Consider the following 18114-nt stretch of genomic DNA (forward strand, 5'->3'; position numbering starts at 1 on the left):
AATGACGTTTATTTTTCATCAGCTAAATAATCATATATAACTGTTGGAGAAGGCAGCGAAAGCTCTGTTATGATATGGGAAGCTGAAACAACCTCAAGTACAGGCAAATCTGCCATTGGCGCAAGAGCATGAGCGAATAGCTCCAGTCTTGCAGGACCTGACCAGGCGCCCTGAATTTTAATATCCGTAATTTGGCTCCGTACCAATTCACAGATTCTTGGATATCCGTCATAATCAGGCATCTTTTTCAGCATATAATTTGGTTTAACAATCTCTTGTAGCGCCTCCGAATGATCAAGCGGAAAATGCTTATATCCCATAGTCGCGGTAGCCACTCTCAAAGAGCCATAATCCATAAGTCCAACCAATGTGTCGGAATCTACATACAAACTGGGTTTACCCATTTTTTTAGGATAGGCTCCTATTTCCCTGCCTGATGCGATTGCAGGAAAACTGTCTACGTACATTGCGTGGAGATAATCTCCTTCCTCCCCTTCAAAGTTAACAGGTATCACCTGTCCACACTCTGTATAGGAACCAAGGCCTGTTACATCCGGCATTTTCATAATCTCAAACCTTACAAGCGGAGAGGTAACTTCCAATGGCTCCGGAACGATTTTTCTTAAGCGTTCCAGATCGGTTCTATATAAAATGTTCAAGTATTCGCGATTATAGAAACGATATGGTCCCAAAGGAAATGCCCCTGCATCCAGCGGAGTTGTAAATTGCTTAATTACTTCTTCCTTTCTCATCTGAACGACACCTTCCGATCTCTAATTTCTTCATTCTGTTGTCTGATTTCTCTACCGAAATGATGATTACAAAACCCATTTTACATCTCAATTTACATTTAATCTAATACATGATAATATATAAACTCATTTATTATAATAAATATAAGAGGTGCACTATAGTGGAGCTGCTTCAGTTGAAATACTTTCAGACCGTCGCTTATATAGAACATATATCTAAGGCTGCCGAACAATTAAATATTGCTCAGCCTTCTTTAAGCCTGACGATAAAGAGACTTGAGGATGAATTGGGTACAACCTTATTTGACCGGAAAGGAAGAAATATTCAATTGAATGTATCCGGAAAAATCCTCTTGAAACATGTCAACAGGATTTTCACCGAAATTGAAAATGCAAGAATGGAAATACAAACGCAGGATAACGAAATGGCCCATACCATCAAAATATCGATTTCAAATCCCAGATTCCTATCAGGACTGATCACCAGGTATATTACCCAGTGTCCGGATACCAATATACAACAGGGACTTGGAGCTAGAAATGACATCCTTGCAAGCTTAAAAAAAGGGGATATTGATTTGGGGATCGCAGGTCCACCTATAGCGGACGATGAGATTGAGAGTTGTGTCCTTATTAATGAAGATATCGTGCTGGTTTTACCTTCCACACACAAGTTTGCGACAAAATCTGAAATTTCGTTAAGCAAAGTCGCCGATGAATCTTTTATTTCCCTTGCTAATAATGAGGAATATAGCTTTTTTACAACCGAGCTTTGCAAAAAAGCAGGATTCACTCCCAAGAATATATTCGAGGTGGACTCTCATTTACTCGCGGAGATTATTAAGGTCAATCAGGGTATCTCGTTAATCCCTATCTCGGTCTGTAGAAAGTTGGATTTGAATTACGTCAGAATCGCAGATATTAATCCCACCTATCCAGTGGGGCTATCTTGGGTGAAGGATAGACATTTATCCTCCTCCACCAGAAATTTCCGGGACTTTATTATTGCATATTTTAATGATCATTATGCATTGTACAAAGTTTAAAAAACTACATATTCGGAGCATTCTGTGACTTTTTGCGACTTGAAATTAGTCATTGGTTTTCATCTAAAATGCAGTAAAATATCGTTCACTGATTGTTCAGCGGACTGCTCCGAACTATCCAGCCAAAATCCGATTTGAGGCGTTTCCTTCAAAAAGTCTGAATACAAATTCTCTACCGTGAAGCCAGTGTACCCCACTTTTCCTCTTGATTTTTCACGCTCTTTTACCACTTCTACCTTCGGACACAGCACAACTAACTGAACCGGGTAATCCTTTAACTGCTCCATCATATAGACTAATTCCGCGCCGTAGTAATTATCCTGCAAAACAACAGAAAAACCATTCTCATAATAGGTTTTTGCGGCATTTGCGGCTAACTGATAACGCAAATATAATTGACGGAATGCTTCTTCCGACGGTTCAGCGGACATGTCTTCGCGGCCGGATACAATCATGCGACGGAATATATCACCACGCAGATGCACGGCTTTTCCCAGCTTGGAAGCCAGCAGCTCCGACACTGTTGACTTACCAGAAGCCATTACGCCTGTAATTAAGTAGATCGCTTTTTCCATAACTAAATACCTCCTTCTTATCATAAAAAGAGACCTTCCTATACAAAGAAGAAACATTCAACAGAATTAAGATATGGGTTCTTAGACATATTTATTTATCATGGCATTTAGAAACTCTCGAAATTCTTCAACATATGCTTTAGGTTCTATGATTTCCAAATCCGTTCCAAAGCTAGCTAAAAACCGGAATCCAAAGTGGTTTTGCGGCATATCTATTTCGGCTATAAGCAGTTCGGAATTGTGAGCCTCAATCCTTTTTTGACCGTATCTTTCAATAAATTGATCTTTTATTCGATGTGAGATCAATACTTTAATTGTAATTAGATTCGGTTGATAATATTGCTCTGTTTTCTGTTCAGTCATATAATCTCTAGCAATAAATGTTTTAATATCGATATTCAGATTATCCGTTCTGGACAGTTTAAACGTTCGATACTCCATTCGATCTAAACAAAACCCCTTCAAATACCAACTCATTTCACTAAAATGAAGTTGGTATGGCTCGACCCGTCTCTGTGACTTGACCCCACTTTGATCTATATAATCGAATGTAAGTAACCTTCCTTGCTCTATTGCTTCCTGACAGGTCTTTAAGATTTGGACAATTTCAGGACGACCATCCCAATTATAAAAAGACAGTTGAATTGTACCTCCCGAAATCGTTGAACCTATCATCGATTCAATCTTTTTAAGCGTTGATTCTACTTCGTCACTAAAGAGAATTTTCCCTAATCCGCCCAGTGCAGTTAGTATATTTTCTAAATCATTGCTACTTAGAAGTCGTTTGTCTATTTTGTATTCATCCATAATCCCATATCCACCGTTCACTCCATTTATAGAATAAATGGGAATGTTAGATAATCCAAGTGTTTCCATATCACGTAGAATCGTTCTTTTGGACACATTGAATAATTTTGCAAATTCGGTAGCTGATACGACATTCTTTTGCAGCAAGATCATTATGATCGATATTAATCTTTCAATTTTGTTCATGATAGTCCTCTTTAGGTAAATAAATTTCGAACATAGCTATAATAGGTGACAATTTAGCTGTCACCTATTATAGCTTACACTTCATGTATTACAAGAAGGAGGTTTTATCATGTCAGTTATTGCATATTTAAATTTTGATGGGAACACAGAACAGGTCATCGCGTTTTACTCAGAAGCTTTAAACGCAAGTAAGGTGAAAAAAGTGAAATTCAAGGATTTTTCACAAGATCCAAACTATCCATTGCCAGAAAATGAGTTGAATATGATTATGGAGTCATCGTTAGAATTCGCTGGTGGGAAAATAATGATGTCGGATGTTCTTCCTTCGATGAAGAATGTAACGGGTGAGCTGGTTAAAGGTAACAATGTAATCATTAGTATCATTATTGATGATAAACAGGCAATGAAAAACTACTTTACTAATTTGTCTGAAGGCGGCTATGTGATCATGCCATTATCAGAGATGCCTTGGTCTTCCTGCTTCGGAATGTTGGTTGATAAATTTGGTATCGTTTGGAAGTTTAATAGCGATGCTTACACATTCCTGGATAGCGTAATTTCTAATGCTACTTAATGAACTGCTTCCAGCAAAGTCAAAAAGCGAATTGAGATTTTGGTTTCAAGAACATTGCCTGACTGAAAATTCTTGCTGGGTCGTGGTGAGTATGAAATCAACACCAGGTACGTTGCTATATCTGGATGCTGTTGAAGAAGCCTTGTGTTTTGGATGGATTGATGGACAAAAAAAGAAAATTTCCGAGACTCAATTAGCTCAAAGACTATCTCCGAGAAGCAAAAAAAGTTCGTGGACTGAATTGAATAAAGAACGAGCCCGTCGCCTTGAATCGTTGGGATTAATGACAGATGAAGGTCGAAAGGCTCTCCCTGATCTCAGTTACGAATCATTTAAAATTGACCCTATTATTGAGCAGAGGTTGAAAGAGGACACGGATGTATATCAGAATTTTGCGGCATTCCCAGATCTTTATAAAAGAATTCGAATCGACACCATCCAAAGCTATAAAACTCAACCTGCGTTATTTAACAAAAGATTAGATAAGTTTATAGCAAACACCAAACAAAATAAAATGTATAGCAATTGGAATGACAATGGGCGCCTATACAACCAAAACACCTCACCTTGAATATTCAAGGTGAGGTGTTTAACCTGTTAAATGCCTGTCTTTTTCTTCTCAGATTCGGGATAGCGGTCACCCACAATTTGGATCTTGCTAATCTCATCATTAATTGTCATCAATTCCTGCTCGGTGAAGACAATATCAGATGCTGCAACATTTTCTGAGATTCTACTGACATTTGTTGTGCCTGGGATAGGTACAATAGAGGGTTTCTGAGCAAGAATCCATGCTAGTGCAATTTGCGCTGTGGTTACATTTTTCTTCTCAGCAAGCTTGTTCAGATACTGAACAACCACCTGATTTGCTTCCATCGCTTCCTTTGTAAACCGCGGAAGCTCGCCCCTGTTGTCGTTCTCCGTGAATGAAGCATTCTTGTCTAATTTCCCGGTAAGAAATCCACGACCCAAGGGACTATAGGCTACCAAACCGATCCCCAATTCATCGAGTACGGGAAAAATGTCTCTTTCCAGCTCTCGCCACCACATCGAGTATTCACTTTCCACTGCCGTCAGTGGTTCAACGTTATGCGCACGACGAATCGTTGTAGCGCTCGCCTCTGACAAACCCCAGTGGAGAATCTTACCTTCTTTTTTCAGCTTTTGCATCGTCAACGCCACATCTTCAATTGGAACCTTTGGATCAACACGGTGGATGTAGTATAAATCGATATAATCTGTTTTTAATCTTTTTAATGATCCTTCAACCGAACGAATAATGGATTCTGGACGGCTGTCCAGTTCATTTGTTGTGCTAGCAATTTTATGGCCTCCTTTCGTTGCAATCTGTACCTTATGCCGACGCCCTGTGAGCGCCTCACCAACAAGCTCCTCATTGGTGTAAGGCCCATAAACCTCCGCTGTATCAAACATCGTGATGCCAGCATGAATAGCTGAGTGTACAACGGATATCATTTCACCCCGGTCTTTTGCCGGTCCCCGATGGTAGTTCAGCCCCATACATCCAAATCCAACTTCAGAGGTTTCCAAACCGTTGACTCCCAAAATTCTTTTCTTCATCATCGTTTCCTTTCTTAACCGTATTTTTTATCAGGCTTATAAATTTGTTTAAGAGTATCTACTCCTATGGTAATTTCCAATGTGAAAGATTTCTAATACCTATGATGAATGTTTTATCATGCCTAATATGTATCGTATAATAATCTGTAAGTTATCCATTAGTGGACTTATGGAAGGATGATTAGAATGGATATTCGTGTTTTGAAGTATTTTTTAACTGTGGCTAACGTAGGCAATATAACAAAAGCAGCAGAAATCCTTCACATTACACAACCAACACTAAGCCGACAGCTTATGGATCTTGAAGAAGAGCTGGGTACTCGTTTGTTTATACGGGGCAAGAGGCAAATTACGCTGACCGATAGCGGGCTACTTTTTCAACAACGGGTAAAAGAAATTATTTCCCTTCTAGATAAGACAGAAAGAGATCTGGCAGAACAAAAAGATTTGATTGGTGGCGTTGTTTCTATTGGATGTGTTGAGTCCACCGTTTCTAGAGCGTTGCCAGAATTATTAGAGGAATTCTCCAATCGGCACCCTAGGGTACAATATGAATTGTACAGCGCAGATGGAGATGACATTAGAGAGAAACTTGATCGAGGGAATATCGATATCGGTATATTTTTGGAACCAATTGAAGCTGCAAAGTATGAATATATTCGATTACCTTATGAGGAAAAGTGGGGGATTCTGATGAGACGTGATGATCCTCTTGCTCAGAAAAAATTTATTGGTATTGAAGATATTCTTGCTTTACCCTTAATTCCGCCCCGACGTACAATTGTACAAAATGAGATTGCAAGCTGGCTTGGTGTAGAGAATGATAGCCTGTCAATTTTTGCATCACATAATTTACTGACGAATGCTATGCTGTTGGTAGAACGGAAACTTGGATATGCCATTTGTGTGAGTGGATCTTATACGATCCGGGAAAGTAGTCGTACTTGTTTTGTTCCATTTGAACCTGAACGGACCAGTAGTCATGTACTCGCTTGGAAAAAGAATAAAATATTCAGTTCAGCTACTGCACACTTTATTCAGTTTATAAAAGATACCTATCAAACTTAATCTCCATGATTATTAAAATAACCCAAAGCCCACGTACTGCTCCAACTTGAGCAATACGTGGGCTTTTACGATCTTAATTCATCTGAACAGTTAGGTGACCTTCTCCGGTATTTTTGGATTCAGCATGAAGTCATCTCCCTAATCCTAAATGTTCATCAATCGCTAGCTTCGCCTTACTCGCCCAGGCTGTTCCAGAACGCTTGGAAGGCACCTTTCTCGATTTCGAAGAATACCGGTACATTGCCGTAACGCACCAGACCTTCCCCAAACAGAACTAATTGGACCTGCGTCTTATCTTCGAGCGTCAGGTAGATGATCTTGCGATTTTCCTGCCCGTAAAGGCGCTCCTCCAGTTGAGTGCTTGTTGCTATCGGTTTAGCCGCGTAAAGCGCTGAGATAAAGCTGTTAAGCGATTTGTCCGCTGCGAGCGGCTGCAGCTGCTGCAAGCCGTTGTTCCAGCTGGCGAAGGTCTCCCACTGCGCCGAAGTGACGTTGCCTTCGAGATGAAGCTTGCCGATAAGGTCTTCGCCGCTGCCGATAGTGATGCCGTTGCTCTGGTCAAACAGTTGGGCATATACCTGACCATCGATCTCGGTGTAAGACATGATACGGAAATTCGTGTCGTAGCCGTTGACCGCATAGATGTCCGCTTCTCCAATGTTGGAGGCCAGCTCCGTGTACTCACCCTTGTCGCTCAGCTCATGAATGCCCCCTGTTGTAGTACCGAGCTTCTCGCCTCGCAGGGCAAGCGCATCCGTACCCTCAAGCGATGTAGCAGACTGTGTATAGACGTTGCCCTGATAAACCACCAGTTGAAGCATATCGGCCTTCACGCCGTTCTTTGAATCCGGCAGCTCTGTCTTTGGAATCACCACAGGGTCGAATGATGCGCCCGGAGTGACCTGTGCCACCTGCGTCGCTGGCGCGGCCGGTCCGCTCACTTGCTGCCATATGCTTGGCGCCGCGAGTCCAACACTGGCAGCAATGACGACGCTCGCTGCAATATATAGAGGTTTTCGCTGGCGCTTTTGTTCATGGCGTTGTGTGTTCAAGGTTTGCTCTATCCGTTTTTTCATTTGGTCATTTGTTTTCATATGGTCCACCGCTTTCTTATAATTTCGTTTGAATTGTTCCTCGTTCATTGGGGTTCTTCTCCTTCCAGCTCCAGTTTTAACAGCTGTCTTCCCCGCTTCAATCGCATCTTCCCCGCTTCAATCGCATCTTCACTGCAGACTCGCTGATCTGCAGAATCTCGCCGATTTCCCGGATCGGATAATCTTCGTAATAGTACAAATGAACCACCGATCTATACTTGACGGGCAGTGACAACACGAGTTCGATCAGTGCCTGATCTTCGGGGTCGTCTGTCGTAAGGGGGTTTGCTCCCTCCAACTTGACCTCCCGTTTGCGCCAGCCTCTGCCTAATAAGGATTTACAATGATTGGTGATGACCCGGATCAACCATGCTTTCTGATGCTCTGCATCGTTGAATGTAGGGGCTTTTTCCATTAACTTGATGAAGGTATCCTGAGTGGCTTCCTCCGCGTCCTCTCTCCTGCCGAGGTGCACCATGGCAATCCGGAACAGCGTATCCGCGTAAGTCTCATAGACTTTCATCATATGATCTCCCCGTTGGGGCATTGATCGCTGCATGGTTGTTCTGCCCTCCTTTATATCTCTAACACTCTCAAGGACGGCATTTGGTCACATTTTGTTGTAAATTTAATATTTAGATATTTTTCAAACGAGTGACCAGATCAACCTCTTGTTCTCAAGGACGGATATAGATTTATAAGATAAAACAATAAAAAGCCGCTAAAATAGCGACTTTGAAGATTAAAATCCAATTGGGATTCATCATATAGCGAGCCTTTTGGCCACAATTAAACTTACGGAAATTTAGACAGACAAAAAGCCGTCATTATGACGGCTTACACGATTTAACGCATCTATGGTAGTTACAGCAATAACAGAAAGCGTGTTAAATACTTCTATGGATTACACTTTTGGTCTCTGCTGCCTCAAAAATGGTCTCAATCAGTACAAGTACTCTGTGAACTTCATCATTCTTAATTGCAATTTCAGATTTCCCTTCGAGTACAGAGACGAAATTTTCATAGAAGCTTTGCTCCTCCAAATCCGGCTTTTCAATCGCAAACTTTAGTGTGGACTGTTCGGACGGCGGTGCCATCGTTTTGGTCAATCCCTGCCCCGCTTTGATAGGTTTCGGTTCTATATGAGCAACATCCGGATTTCGAGTGATAATCTCTCCACTTAAATCCCAGTCCCTAATCACTGCTGTACCTTCCGTTCCTTTGAGATACCATCTCGGTAACTTCACATAATTGGTCGTTCCCACTTCAATAAGTGCCGTAAGGCCATCTTTAAATGTTATATAACTCGTAAAGCCATCATCCACTTCGGTTCCCAAAATATAACTTAAATTAGCCGCTACACTTTCGATTTGGCTATCTGTAATCCGTAGCAGTTGGTCCAGCAAATGCACGCCCCAATCCAGCAGCATACCTCCACCGTAATCCTTCAGTTGGCGCCAGTCGCCAGGAATGCCATTGGCTCCTTGAACCCGAGATTCCAAATGGAACAGCTCGCCCAATGTCTTTTTATCGATGATGTCCTTGGCAGTCCGGAAATCTTCATCCCAGCGACGATTTTGATGAACCGTGAATACACGTTTCTCCTCGTTCGCTACCTTGACAATATCATTAAAATCCTTGCTGGTTATTGTAACCGGTTTTTCGCAAATTACATGTTTACCAGCCTGCAGAGCTTGAATTGCTATATCTTTGTGAACATCATTAGGTGTAGCAATCAAAACGATATCCACCAGCTCATCTGTCAGAACAGCATCCAGACTTGCGTATGTTTTATAGCCGGCTTCCTTTCCCAATTCCATCCGATATTCAACAGTATCGTATACCCCGATTACGGAAATCTGTGATACAGGCTCAATTAACTGGCAATGATAGCTGCCCATCCCCCCAAAGCCAACAATTGCTATATTATAAATTCGGTTATTCATCTTCATCGTCCTTTCCCTTTTTGAATATGCCTACATGTTAGATTTCTCACAGCAAACTTTATGTAAAAAAGATGAGTGGCTGCGACCTTGATTTATGCAAGATGTATAGCACCTCAACTTGTTTAATACCCTTATCATACAAGTCTCATAAAAGACTATCTTCCTATTTTCTTGCTGTTTTATTCCCGGATATTGTCATGCGATACTTTAAAGGCGATGTCCCCGTCGCTTCCTTGAAGAAGTGATGAAATGTCTTAACGCTATTGAATCCGGCTTGCTCTGCTATTTCGGTAATCGAATAGTTTTCATTCAGCAAAATCCATTTCGCTTTATTAAGTCGATATTCATTTAGAAAAGTTACAAAGGTCATTCCTGTATTTTTCTTAAAAAACTTAGTGAAATAATAAGGGCTGAACCCTATATAGTCGGCAACGTCTTTTAGTATGATTGATTCCTGGTAATGGCTTTCTACATATTCAAAAATCCGTTCCAGCTTTAATAGCATTTCTTTGGTCGGAGTCAGGATATTTTCCGAGATTTGGGGTCGATGTTTCTCACTCCCCCTTGGTACTTCTCTTAGAATAAAAGTCAACATTTCATAAAGTTTGGCCTTGATCATATATGCATAGCCCTCTTTGCGCTCGTAATCTTCTGTGCTTATGTTTTGCAGAAGAGGAAGAAGCTTGGTTGCCGTTTCATGAGGCCAGTTTCTGCTGGATTGCTCTATTTGAGTAAAAATGTCACGAAGCGACCGATCATCGTAAATTAGTGTGGATACGTCTTGGAACAGGCTCAGATCAAATTGAATAACAATTCGCTCACTATCAGGGGATGACAAAAAAAAGTGGACGTCACCGCCATTAATGAATTGGACTTCCCCCTGCTTCAGACGGATTACCTTGTCATTCAACCCCAAATCCAGGCTTCCCTGGGTAACATAAATAATTTCAATTTCCTTATGCCAGTGAGGATAACAGAGCACATCTCCTTTATGAATAAAGCTTCGAAATGGGAGTCTTTTGTCGAGTTCCGGGATTTCTAGATATAAACTCATGTACGCTAGCAGTCCTCCTTATATGTGTTGCATTCAATAATATATCTTGTAATCGTTTTCATAAAAACTTCCTGTGCAAATTCCTTCTGTTCATTCTCTGTAGATCCTAATAATAATTCAAAAGGATATGTTTATAAATGTTTTTCTCATAAGAATTGTTGCTGAGTAGCCCTGCGTCATCAAGTCGATTTTGAAGGTAACGGTGCATTATAAGATTAACAATAAGCCTTATCAAAAACCGCACATCCGATATCCTGATGTACGGTTTTTTTGCATTCTAATTTTCTTGTTCCTTTATCACCTGCTCAATTCCCGACAAAATCAGCTTCAAGCCGAACTCAAACGCTCCGTCGCTCCCCATCATCTCAAACAACCCGCCCTTGTGCATTCGCCGGAACAGTCCTGCTTCCGTCTCGCTCATGGAGTCCAGTAGCTGGATCATCTCCCCGCCCGGAAGCTCTCCCTGGTTCTTAATCATTACGGAGACCGTGCGCTGGTGCTCATAATTATCCAGAACAAAGAAGAAAACATAGTTCACAAGCGTAAGAACGGCTTGCAATTTCTGCTCTTGCTCAAGTGGCGTAGATTCCATACAGAGCAGCATACGGTTGGTGAAGCGAATCATGTCCGGCTCATGGGGCAGCGTCTGCATCATAAGCTGCGTGGAGCAGGGATACCGGCGGAGTACACTCCGTATCGATATCGCAAGACCCTCCATTTGCACCTTCCAGTCCCCGTCGGATTGGAATTCATTCAGGATCATTTTCGATATCTGGTTGGCCAGATGCTGGTAGAGATGCTGCTTGCTCTTAAAGTACCAGTACAGAGAAGGAGCCTGAATACCCAGCCGATCGGCCAATCGCCTCATACTGAATTTCTCAATGCCTTCATCCCCAAGAAGCTCCCAAGAAGCTTCCAAAATCTTATCCTCCGAAATCTGAGGCTGTTGTTTTTTCATCCATATCCGCCCTTTTATCTAACAGTGTAAGATTATGCTTTACAGGTTCATAAGTTCATGATAACATCTAACACTGTAAGGCACAAACTAACACTGTTAGATTGAAAATTGGAATATCGTTCGAATTTCAAATCATTTCAAAAAATAAATGAAGAAAGTAGTGACTCACACATGGATGCAGAAAACCTCCATTATTTTGAAAAAGCTCCGATTGCAAAAGCCGTAGCTCACTTCGCTGTACCGATGATGTTAGGCACGTCGATGAGTGTCATCTACTCTATCCTGAACGCCTATTTCCTTGGTACATTAGGCAATACTGCCATGTTAACCGCACTCGCCCTAACCTTACCGTTATTCGCGGTGATTATGGCCCTCGGCAACTTGATTGGTATGGGTAGCGGTACATTTATCTCCCGTTTGTTAGGAGAAAAAAGATATGATGACCTAAAACATGTTTCCTCATTCGCCTTTTACAGCAGTTTAGTTCTTGGTCTTATCGTAATAGCCATCGGCCTCCCGCTGATCGATCCAATCGTTCATAGCTTGGGAGCAACGGCTGAATCCTTCGGATTTACAAAAGACTATGTCACGATTATGCTTATCGGTTCACCATTCGTCATATTATTCTTCACGCTCGAGAACATCGTGCGCTCGGAGGGTGCAGCAATCACATCCATGATCGGTATGATTCTTAGCGTGGTTGTAAATATTATTCTTGATGCAATTGTCATCTTCATCTTCCATTGGGGTGTAATCGGCGTTGCTTCTGCAACGGTCATTTCTAACTTGGTTGCCAGTGTTTTTTACGCATACCATATGGGATATAAAAGCCAATTTTTGACTGTCTCCGTAAAATGGTTTAAGGCTTCCAAGGAAATTATGAGTAATGTGTTCAAAATCGGAGTTCCCGTCTTTATCATGAGTATCTTCTTGGGTGCAATGTCGCTCATTTTGAACCATTTTCTTGTCGAATATGGAGATCAGGCCATAGCGGGGTACGGAATTTCATCACGTTTGTTGCAATTTCCTGAGTTTATTCTGATGGGCTTATGCGAGGGAGTTGTGCCGTTGATTGCCTTCTCTTTTACAGCAAATAAATTACGCATGAAGCATACCATTGGATTTACGATCAAAACGATTGTTGCGTTAGCTGTTGTGTTCGGCGTTGTCGTCTATTTGATTTCCGATCACTTAATTGGTTTATTTACGAATGACCCGCAATTAATTGAAATGGGTAGCTACATTCTACATGTGACGTTCCTATCCTTGTTCATTACAGGAATGACCTCGTTGTTTGTGGGGATCTTCCAAGCAACAGCGCAAGGAACCGCCGCGTTTGTTATGTCAGTCATTCAAGGAATTACTTTGATTCCTGTACTCTATATCGCCAACCGATTGAATGGCTTCCATGGGGTTGTATGGTCACTCGTCATTGCGGATCTCGTCGCGTTCCTTGTTGGAGCTATCATGCTGTATATTCTGCGCAACAAATTGCAGCCAGATTTAGAGAATCTAGTACATTAGAAAACAGTTAATAAGCTTTCCACCTAATCAACGAAATACTAATCAAAATAAGAAAACCGTTCCTCTTGTCTAGGAACGGTTTTCTTTTTTATGTGTTTTATTCAATTACGCTGCAATCAGCCAGAACTTCCGGTTTATAACGCATGCTGTCCGATTCTGTGATGGGACGAATGACTCTGCAGGGTACACCCGCTGCAAAAGAGCCTTCAGGGATATCTTGGGTTACTACACTTCCAGCACCAATGACGCATCCGTCGCCAATGGTAACACCGCCGCATACGGTGACGTTAGCCGAAATCCAAACATCATTTCCGATGGTGACAGGTTTAGCATAACAGAGCGACTTAGGTTCCCCGTTTTGGTCCAGCATTTGTCGACGTTCTGAAGCAATGAATGGGTGAACCGGTGTAACAATAGTCACATTAGGTCCAAAGCTGACGTGATCACCAATGGTAACCTTAGCATCATCCTGGACGGTCAGATTGTAGTTCGCAAAAAAATGGTTACCGATTTCTGTGTGAACGCCATAATGAAAGAAAATGGGGCCTTGTATAAAACAACGCTCTCCTTTTCGACCCAGAATCTGCATGAGTAATGCTTCACGTTCCTCCGTTTGATCCTCAAAAGTACGACTGTATTGACTACTTAGATTGTGAGAGCGAAGCTTAATAGCCTTAAGGTCTGGATGGCCGGGACTAAATAAGATCCCATTAAAAATTCGTTCTTCTTCAGTCATGTTATCAACTCCTGTTATAAATACTTCGATACATGAATCAACCTAACACTTTATACAATACCTTTATAATTAATATTTATAAAGTGTATAAAAAGCATCCTACGAAATCAACTACAAAACAAGTGTATTTATCCACACCATTTCTGTCAATGAATACTCGGAGGCTTTTCGTTCTTCCCAAAAAGTTTATTTTCCCTACAAACTGATTCCCTTTTCATTTCGTACTTTGTCCGGTGTTACATCATTTCCATCTGCATCAAGTATGGTAAGCACTGAAAAAGTGTTTAGAACTTGCCCACGAATTTCCCGTAAATAGTCTTCTCGTAATACTTGTTGTTCAACTCGTTCCGCATTGGTCAAACCTTCTTCACGCTCTTTTTTCGCCAATTCATTAATGCGACCTAAATGTTTAATCATCCTTTTCCTCTCCTTCTTTACAATTAATCTTACTGGTAGTCTAGCACCGAAATGCATACATTGCACCTATTTATTAGATAACGCCGGGAAGTATGGAACCACTTCCTCCCCTAATTCTTGAATCACCTCGTCAACCGGACGTGTTCCATATTTCAAGTTGAATGCAAGATGATTCACACCGATTCCTTTTAAAGCATTGAGGTATTCAATTAAAAATTTATATCCGCTCCTAAACCCTAAGTGAATAGGAGTTGGATCTTCATCTGGATTTTCTGATAAATCGATATATAAAGACTGATTAAAAGGCTTAAATTCATCCGTTAATGTACGCCATTGTTGAATAAGTGATGCTTGATCAATGATATTTCGTGGGTAATACAGCCAGCCATCACTGTGTTTTGCTATCCATTCCGGTGTCTGTGAAGAATGGCCTGTTACTAAAATAGGAATATCCTTTAATTCCGGTTTGGGTAACAAATCGCCACCCTGAAGGTTAAGGCTTGGTGAATGAATTACCGGGAATTCCTCATTCCAGACTTCTCTCATGACATGCAAAGATTCTTGAAATAATTCACCACGTTTTTCTCGGTCCACTGAAAACGCTGAAAACTCACTAGGTCGATCCCCTGTAGCAATGCCCAGCACAAGTCGTTTTCCGGAAATTCGATCAACAGAAGCTGCTGCTTTTGCTACATGCAACGGATGGCGTAGTGTGGTGATCATACTTCCGGTACCCAATGAAATCTTTTTCGTATGAGCAGCTAAGAATCCAAGAAAAACCCATGGATCATATATTTGTCCCACATCCCCAAAGCTTGGAACATTTAAAGGAACATCTCTAACGAATAAGGAAGCAAAGCGCGCTTCTTCTGCCTTTTTCGCCAATTGCATTTGTTGCTCTAACTGCATCTCTGGGATACTACCCTTATAAGACTCTATTGGAAAATATATCCCGAGCGTAAGTTGGTCTTCTTTAAACATGTTTGTATAGCCCAGATGTGATTCAAATTTATTCATTTCCTGACCTCCGCATAAATATCCAATATTCATTTGCAAAGGCAATGATAAACCATATAACCTTCAGAAAATAGTACGCACAATTTTGTTCTATAGGATAAAATTTGTGATATTGTATACTTTTTTATACCAAACGGGAACTGTCACGTTCGACAGTCCCCGTCTCCTATTTACTGCTTGCCTTGAAGCTCCTCATGCCATTCCTGTTTGAGCTCACTCCAATGTGCTCGTTTTTCCAGTGCAGCCTGGAAATCACTCCAAGCCTGTTCAAATTGTGAGTCATCCTTAGCCATAATCAGCTTGGCTTTATACTCTTTTCGCACATTATCAAGTTCAGGTAAATATTTCTCCCATAAGCCACCGGGTTTGGCCTTCACCATATCGTAGTTTTCAGCAACCCGGGTCCCACCCATTTTGCCAATCTTTTCGGTGAATTCGATCGTTTTGAATCTTCCTTTCGGATCAGTAACCCCATAATTCCACCATGGGTACCAGTCATTACTATAGGAAGATGCCGCATAAAGCTCTGGCGTCGTGCTTGCCTTCTTCGCTTGATCTCCAGAGTCATGCAACGCTTTATATTTCTCGTCCGTGTACACCCATTTTCCTAATGGTTTATCCACCCAATCCCAGAACACTCCTGGCGGACCTTCGTTCACAACCTGCTGCTGTTCGGGCTTGGACTGTAGTGTGTAATCGAAGAAATCAAGAATGGAATCGAGATTTTTAGTATTTTTATTGATAAATACGTCATTGGCAGGATAAGGATTGATAATCTGATTAGCGCCAATCTCACTCACGCCATCCACTTTCGGATAGGGAATGACATCATAGTACCATGCGGGATCGGTTGGTCCATCGAGAACCTCCCATAACTGGGCGTCCATATTAAAGAACCCACCTGCATTCATGGCTACACGTCCAGATTTGTTTTTCTCTTTGTAACGCTCCTTCTTGTCTGTAATCGCTTCGTGATCCAGAAGCCCTTCCCTGAACATGTGGTTCATCCATTGGTAAGCCGCTTTATAATGTGGATTGTCATAGATAAACTGAAAGTCATTACCTTGCTTCTCTACTGGAATGACGCCACCCGCTGTGCTGACCGTAACGCCAAATGTACTTAGGATGACATTTTCATCGCTTGCGTCAGAGAGAAAACTAAGGGGAATCAACGGTTTCCCGTTTTCATCTTTCTGTTTAGCCGACAATCTCAAATACTTCTCTATACCGTCCAACGATTTCAGATCATCCATCGTCATGCCGGTTTTCTCCAGTACATCTGTACGGACAAACCAGCCGTAGGAAGCCCAACCGGGCCAAGGATCATCGGGATTTTGATCAAACCATGTCGGAATGGAATAGATATGTCCGTCCGAAGCTTTCATCTGATCCAGATAGATTTTCGGAATGGAGGCCAATCCAGGATATTTATCCGGCATATCGAAGTATTGCTCCAGCGGAAGAACGCTGCCCGAACGCGTCATCGCAGTGGTCACGACATCACTACGTGAGAACAGAGCTGCATCATCAAAACCACCAGTATTCAATTTCAGGTTCAGCTCTGTCATTACATCGCCCTGCGTAGCCTCCAGCCGAACGTCTATGCCCGGCTCCTTTTCTTTCCAATACATTTGGACCATACTTTGGTTATTAATTGTTGCATTCCATCCCAGCCATAGCTTAAAGGAATTTGCAGAACTGCTGCCACTCTCCGTACTACTGCTTGAGCATGCCGTTATCCCAAACATCAGTAGAGCCAAGGATAATAGCGCCAGCTTTCTTCCCTTTTGTTGACGTAAACTCATCACATGCGTCCCCCTTGGTTATTTTGAAATTGTATAGGATTAGAAAACCCATTCTGTTGCTTCATTTTTCATTGGGTTATCCTTTTACTGAGCCGATAAGCACACCTTTTACAAAATACTTTTGCAGGAATGGGTACACACACAAGATCGGAAGCGCGCTTACCATGACTGTCGCCATTTTGATGGACATGAGTGTAACGTTAGAGAGCATGGTGCCCCGGGCAAGCGCTTCCTGATTATTGTTGGATCCGAGGACAGTCGAGATATCCTGGGCAGACAGCAGTTGTTGCAAAAACGTTTGAACCGGAATCAGATTCTGATCTGAAACATAAAATGCGCCAGAAAACCAGTCATTCCAGTGCCCCACTGCAGTAAAAAGGCCAATGGCTGCAAGCATGGGTTTCGAAAGCGGCATAATAATAACGAAGAGAATGCGGACAGGATTGGCGCCATCAATCTCAGCCGATTCGATCAGTGCTTCCGGAATCCCCTGGATGAATTTCATCATCACAAACATATTCCACGCCGAGAATGCGGACGGAATGATATACACCCAGAATGAGTTTAATAATGACAAGTGATTAAGCTGGATATACAAAGGGATTAATCCGCCACTAAACAGCATCGTAATCAGCACGTATCCCAGGAGGGATTTCCTGAAAGGAAGCTGCCGATAGGACAAGCCATAAGCCGCCAGTAGTGTGATGAGTAAGCCGACAAAAGTGCCTACGATCGTTCGGGATATCGTAATTAAGTAAGCATGTTGAATAACCGAATTCCCAAGCACAACCTCATAATTGTACAAAGTAAACTCCCTAGGCCACAGATAGACACCGCCTTTTGCCGCATCGCTGCCAACGTTTAAGGAAACGGCAAGCATATACGTGAATGGATAGATTACCGAGATACAGAGAAGTGCCAATAGAAACACAATAATTGTCTGACCCACCCGTTCCCTCATAGAAGTTCTCATA

Annotated in this window: 19 protein-coding genes; 5 read left to right on the forward strand and 14 right to left on the reverse strand. The window is 41.9% G+C overall.

What is annotated here, in order from left to right; genetic code table 11:
* Window positions 1–8: 8 nt before the first annotated feature.
* Complete coding sequence (locus AC4PM4_RS06075; protein ID WP_079693823.1) at window positions 9–752, reverse strand: acetoacetate decarboxylase; 744 nt, start codon at window positions 750–752, stop codon at window positions 9–11.
* A gap of 161 nt (window positions 753–913) precedes the next feature.
* Here AC4PM4_RS06075 and AC4PM4_RS06080 point away from each other — a divergent pair, with 161 nt between their 5' ends.
* On the forward strand, window positions 914–1798 hold the full coding sequence (locus AC4PM4_RS06080) for a LysR family transcriptional regulator (RefSeq protein WP_079693824.1): 885 nt from the start codon (window positions 914–916) through the stop codon (window positions 1796–1798).
* 59 nt (window positions 1799–1857) lie between these two features.
* Here the strand turns inward: AC4PM4_RS06080 and AC4PM4_RS06085 are convergent, their stop codons facing one another.
* Together AC4PM4_RS06085 and AC4PM4_RS06090 are read right to left on the reverse strand one after the other, a co-directional pair.
* Window positions 1858–2373, reverse strand: coding sequence for an AAA family ATPase (locus AC4PM4_RS06085; RefSeq protein ID WP_063562675.1), 516 nt, complete (start codon window positions 2371–2373; stop codon window positions 1858–1860).
* A gap of 81 nt (window positions 2374–2454) precedes the next feature.
* Window positions 2455–3366 (reverse strand): helix-turn-helix transcriptional regulator, encoded by a 912-nt coding sequence (locus AC4PM4_RS06090; RefSeq protein ID WP_072733185.1) that lies wholly within the window; start codon window positions 3364–3366, stop codon window positions 2455–2457.
* 109 nt (window positions 3367–3475) lie between these two features.
* Between AC4PM4_RS06090 and AC4PM4_RS06095 the strand changes: the two genes are divergently transcribed.
* Together AC4PM4_RS06095 and AC4PM4_RS06100 are read left to right on the forward strand one after the other, a co-directional pair.
* Entirely contained in the window at window positions 3476–3940 is a 465-nt protein-coding gene (locus AC4PM4_RS06095; RefSeq protein ID WP_063562677.1) for a VOC family protein, read from the forward strand.
* On the forward strand, window positions 3930–4511 hold the full coding sequence (locus AC4PM4_RS06100; RefSeq protein ID WP_491613024.1) for a YdeI/OmpD-associated family protein: 582 nt from the start codon (window positions 3930–3932) through the stop codon (window positions 4509–4511). Before AC4PM4_RS06095 ends, AC4PM4_RS06100 begins: the two co-directional genes overlap by 11 nt.
* Before the next feature lie 26 nt (window positions 4512–4537).
* On the opposite strand, the gene AC4PM4_RS06105 is transcribed toward AC4PM4_RS06100, so the two are convergent.
* A complete protein-coding gene (locus tag AC4PM4_RS06105) occupies window positions 4538–5521 on the reverse strand; it encodes an aldo/keto reductase (RefSeq protein ID WP_063562679.1) in 984 nt (327 codons plus the stop codon).
* A 186-nt stretch (window positions 5522–5707) separates the two neighbouring features.
* On the opposite strand from AC4PM4_RS06105, the gene AC4PM4_RS06110 reads away from it, so the two are divergent.
* Entirely contained in the window at window positions 5708–6589 is an 882-nt protein-coding gene (locus AC4PM4_RS06110; RefSeq protein ID WP_491613025.1) for a LysR family transcriptional regulator, read from the forward strand.
* Between the two features lie 173 nt (window positions 6590–6762).
* Here AC4PM4_RS06110 and AC4PM4_RS06115 read toward each other — a convergent pair whose 3' ends face one another.
* From AC4PM4_RS06115 to AC4PM4_RS06135, 5 genes are all read right to left on the reverse strand, one after another.
* Window positions 6763–7731 carry a hypothetical protein gene (locus tag AC4PM4_RS06115; RefSeq protein ID WP_465116902.1) on the reverse strand — a complete coding sequence of 323 codons (969 nt, stop codon included), beginning with the start codon at window positions 7729–7731 and terminating at the stop codon, window positions 6763–6765.
* A gap of 49 nt (window positions 7732–7780) precedes the next feature.
* Window positions 7781–8242 (reverse strand): RNA polymerase sigma factor, encoded by a 462-nt coding sequence (locus AC4PM4_RS06120; RefSeq protein ID WP_491613027.1) that lies wholly within the window; start codon window positions 8240–8242, stop codon window positions 7781–7783.
* A gap of 328 nt (window positions 8243–8570) precedes the next feature.
* The gene (locus AC4PM4_RS06125) at window positions 8571–9635 is read right to left on the reverse strand and encodes a Gfo/Idh/MocA family protein (protein WP_064637404.1); all 1065 of its coding nucleotides are present in this window, start codon (window positions 9633–9635) and stop codon (window positions 8571–8573) included.
* Between the two features lie 157 nt (window positions 9636–9792).
* Entirely contained in the window at window positions 9793–10683 is an 891-nt protein-coding gene (locus AC4PM4_RS06130) for an AraC family transcriptional regulator (protein ID WP_063562684.1), read from the reverse strand.
* Window positions 10684–10960: 277 nt separating this feature from the next.
* A complete protein-coding gene (locus AC4PM4_RS06135; RefSeq protein ID WP_090806932.1) occupies window positions 10961–11641 on the reverse strand; it encodes a TetR/AcrR family transcriptional regulator in 681 nt (226 codons plus the stop codon).
* A 171-nt stretch (window positions 11642–11812) separates the two neighbouring features.
* Here AC4PM4_RS06135 and AC4PM4_RS06140 point away from each other — a divergent pair, with 171 nt between their 5' ends.
* Window positions 11813–13165 carry an MATE family efflux transporter gene (locus AC4PM4_RS06140; RefSeq protein WP_072733192.1) on the forward strand — a complete coding sequence of 451 codons (1353 nt, stop codon included), beginning with the start codon at window positions 11813–11815 and terminating at the stop codon, window positions 13163–13165.
* A gap of 97 nt (window positions 13166–13262) precedes the next feature.
* On the opposite strand, the gene AC4PM4_RS06145 is transcribed toward AC4PM4_RS06140, so the two are convergent.
* The 5 genes from AC4PM4_RS06145 to AC4PM4_RS06165 all read right to left on the reverse strand — a co-directional run bounded on the left by AC4PM4_RS06145 (window position 13263) and on the right by AC4PM4_RS06165 (window position 18113).
* The gene (locus tag AC4PM4_RS06145; RefSeq protein ID WP_063562689.1) at window positions 13263–13901 is read right to left on the reverse strand and encodes a sugar O-acetyltransferase; all 639 of its coding nucleotides are present in this window, start codon (window positions 13899–13901) and stop codon (window positions 13263–13265) included.
* A 195-nt stretch (window positions 13902–14096) separates the two neighbouring features.
* A complete protein-coding gene (locus AC4PM4_RS06150) occupies window positions 14097–14318 on the reverse strand; it encodes a DUF896 domain-containing protein (RefSeq protein WP_063562690.1) in 222 nt (73 codons plus the stop codon).
* Between the two features lie 66 nt (window positions 14319–14384).
* On the reverse strand, window positions 14385–15335 hold the full coding sequence (locus AC4PM4_RS06155) for an LLM class oxidoreductase (RefSeq protein WP_072733193.1): 951 nt from the start codon (window positions 15333–15335) through the stop codon (window positions 14385–14387).
* Between the two features lie 170 nt (window positions 15336–15505).
* Window positions 15506–17140, reverse strand: coding sequence for a type 2 periplasmic-binding domain-containing protein (locus tag AC4PM4_RS06160; RefSeq protein ID WP_072733194.1), 1635 nt, complete (start codon window positions 17138–17140; stop codon window positions 15506–15508).
* Window positions 17141–17216: 76 nt separating this feature from the next.
* Window positions 17217–18113, reverse strand: coding sequence for a carbohydrate ABC transporter permease (locus AC4PM4_RS06165; protein ID WP_063562693.1), 897 nt, complete (start codon window positions 18111–18113; stop codon window positions 17217–17219).
* Window position 18114: the final 1 nt, after the last annotated feature.

Source organism: Paenibacillus sp. MDV22-iso6, from assembly GCF_058408365.1.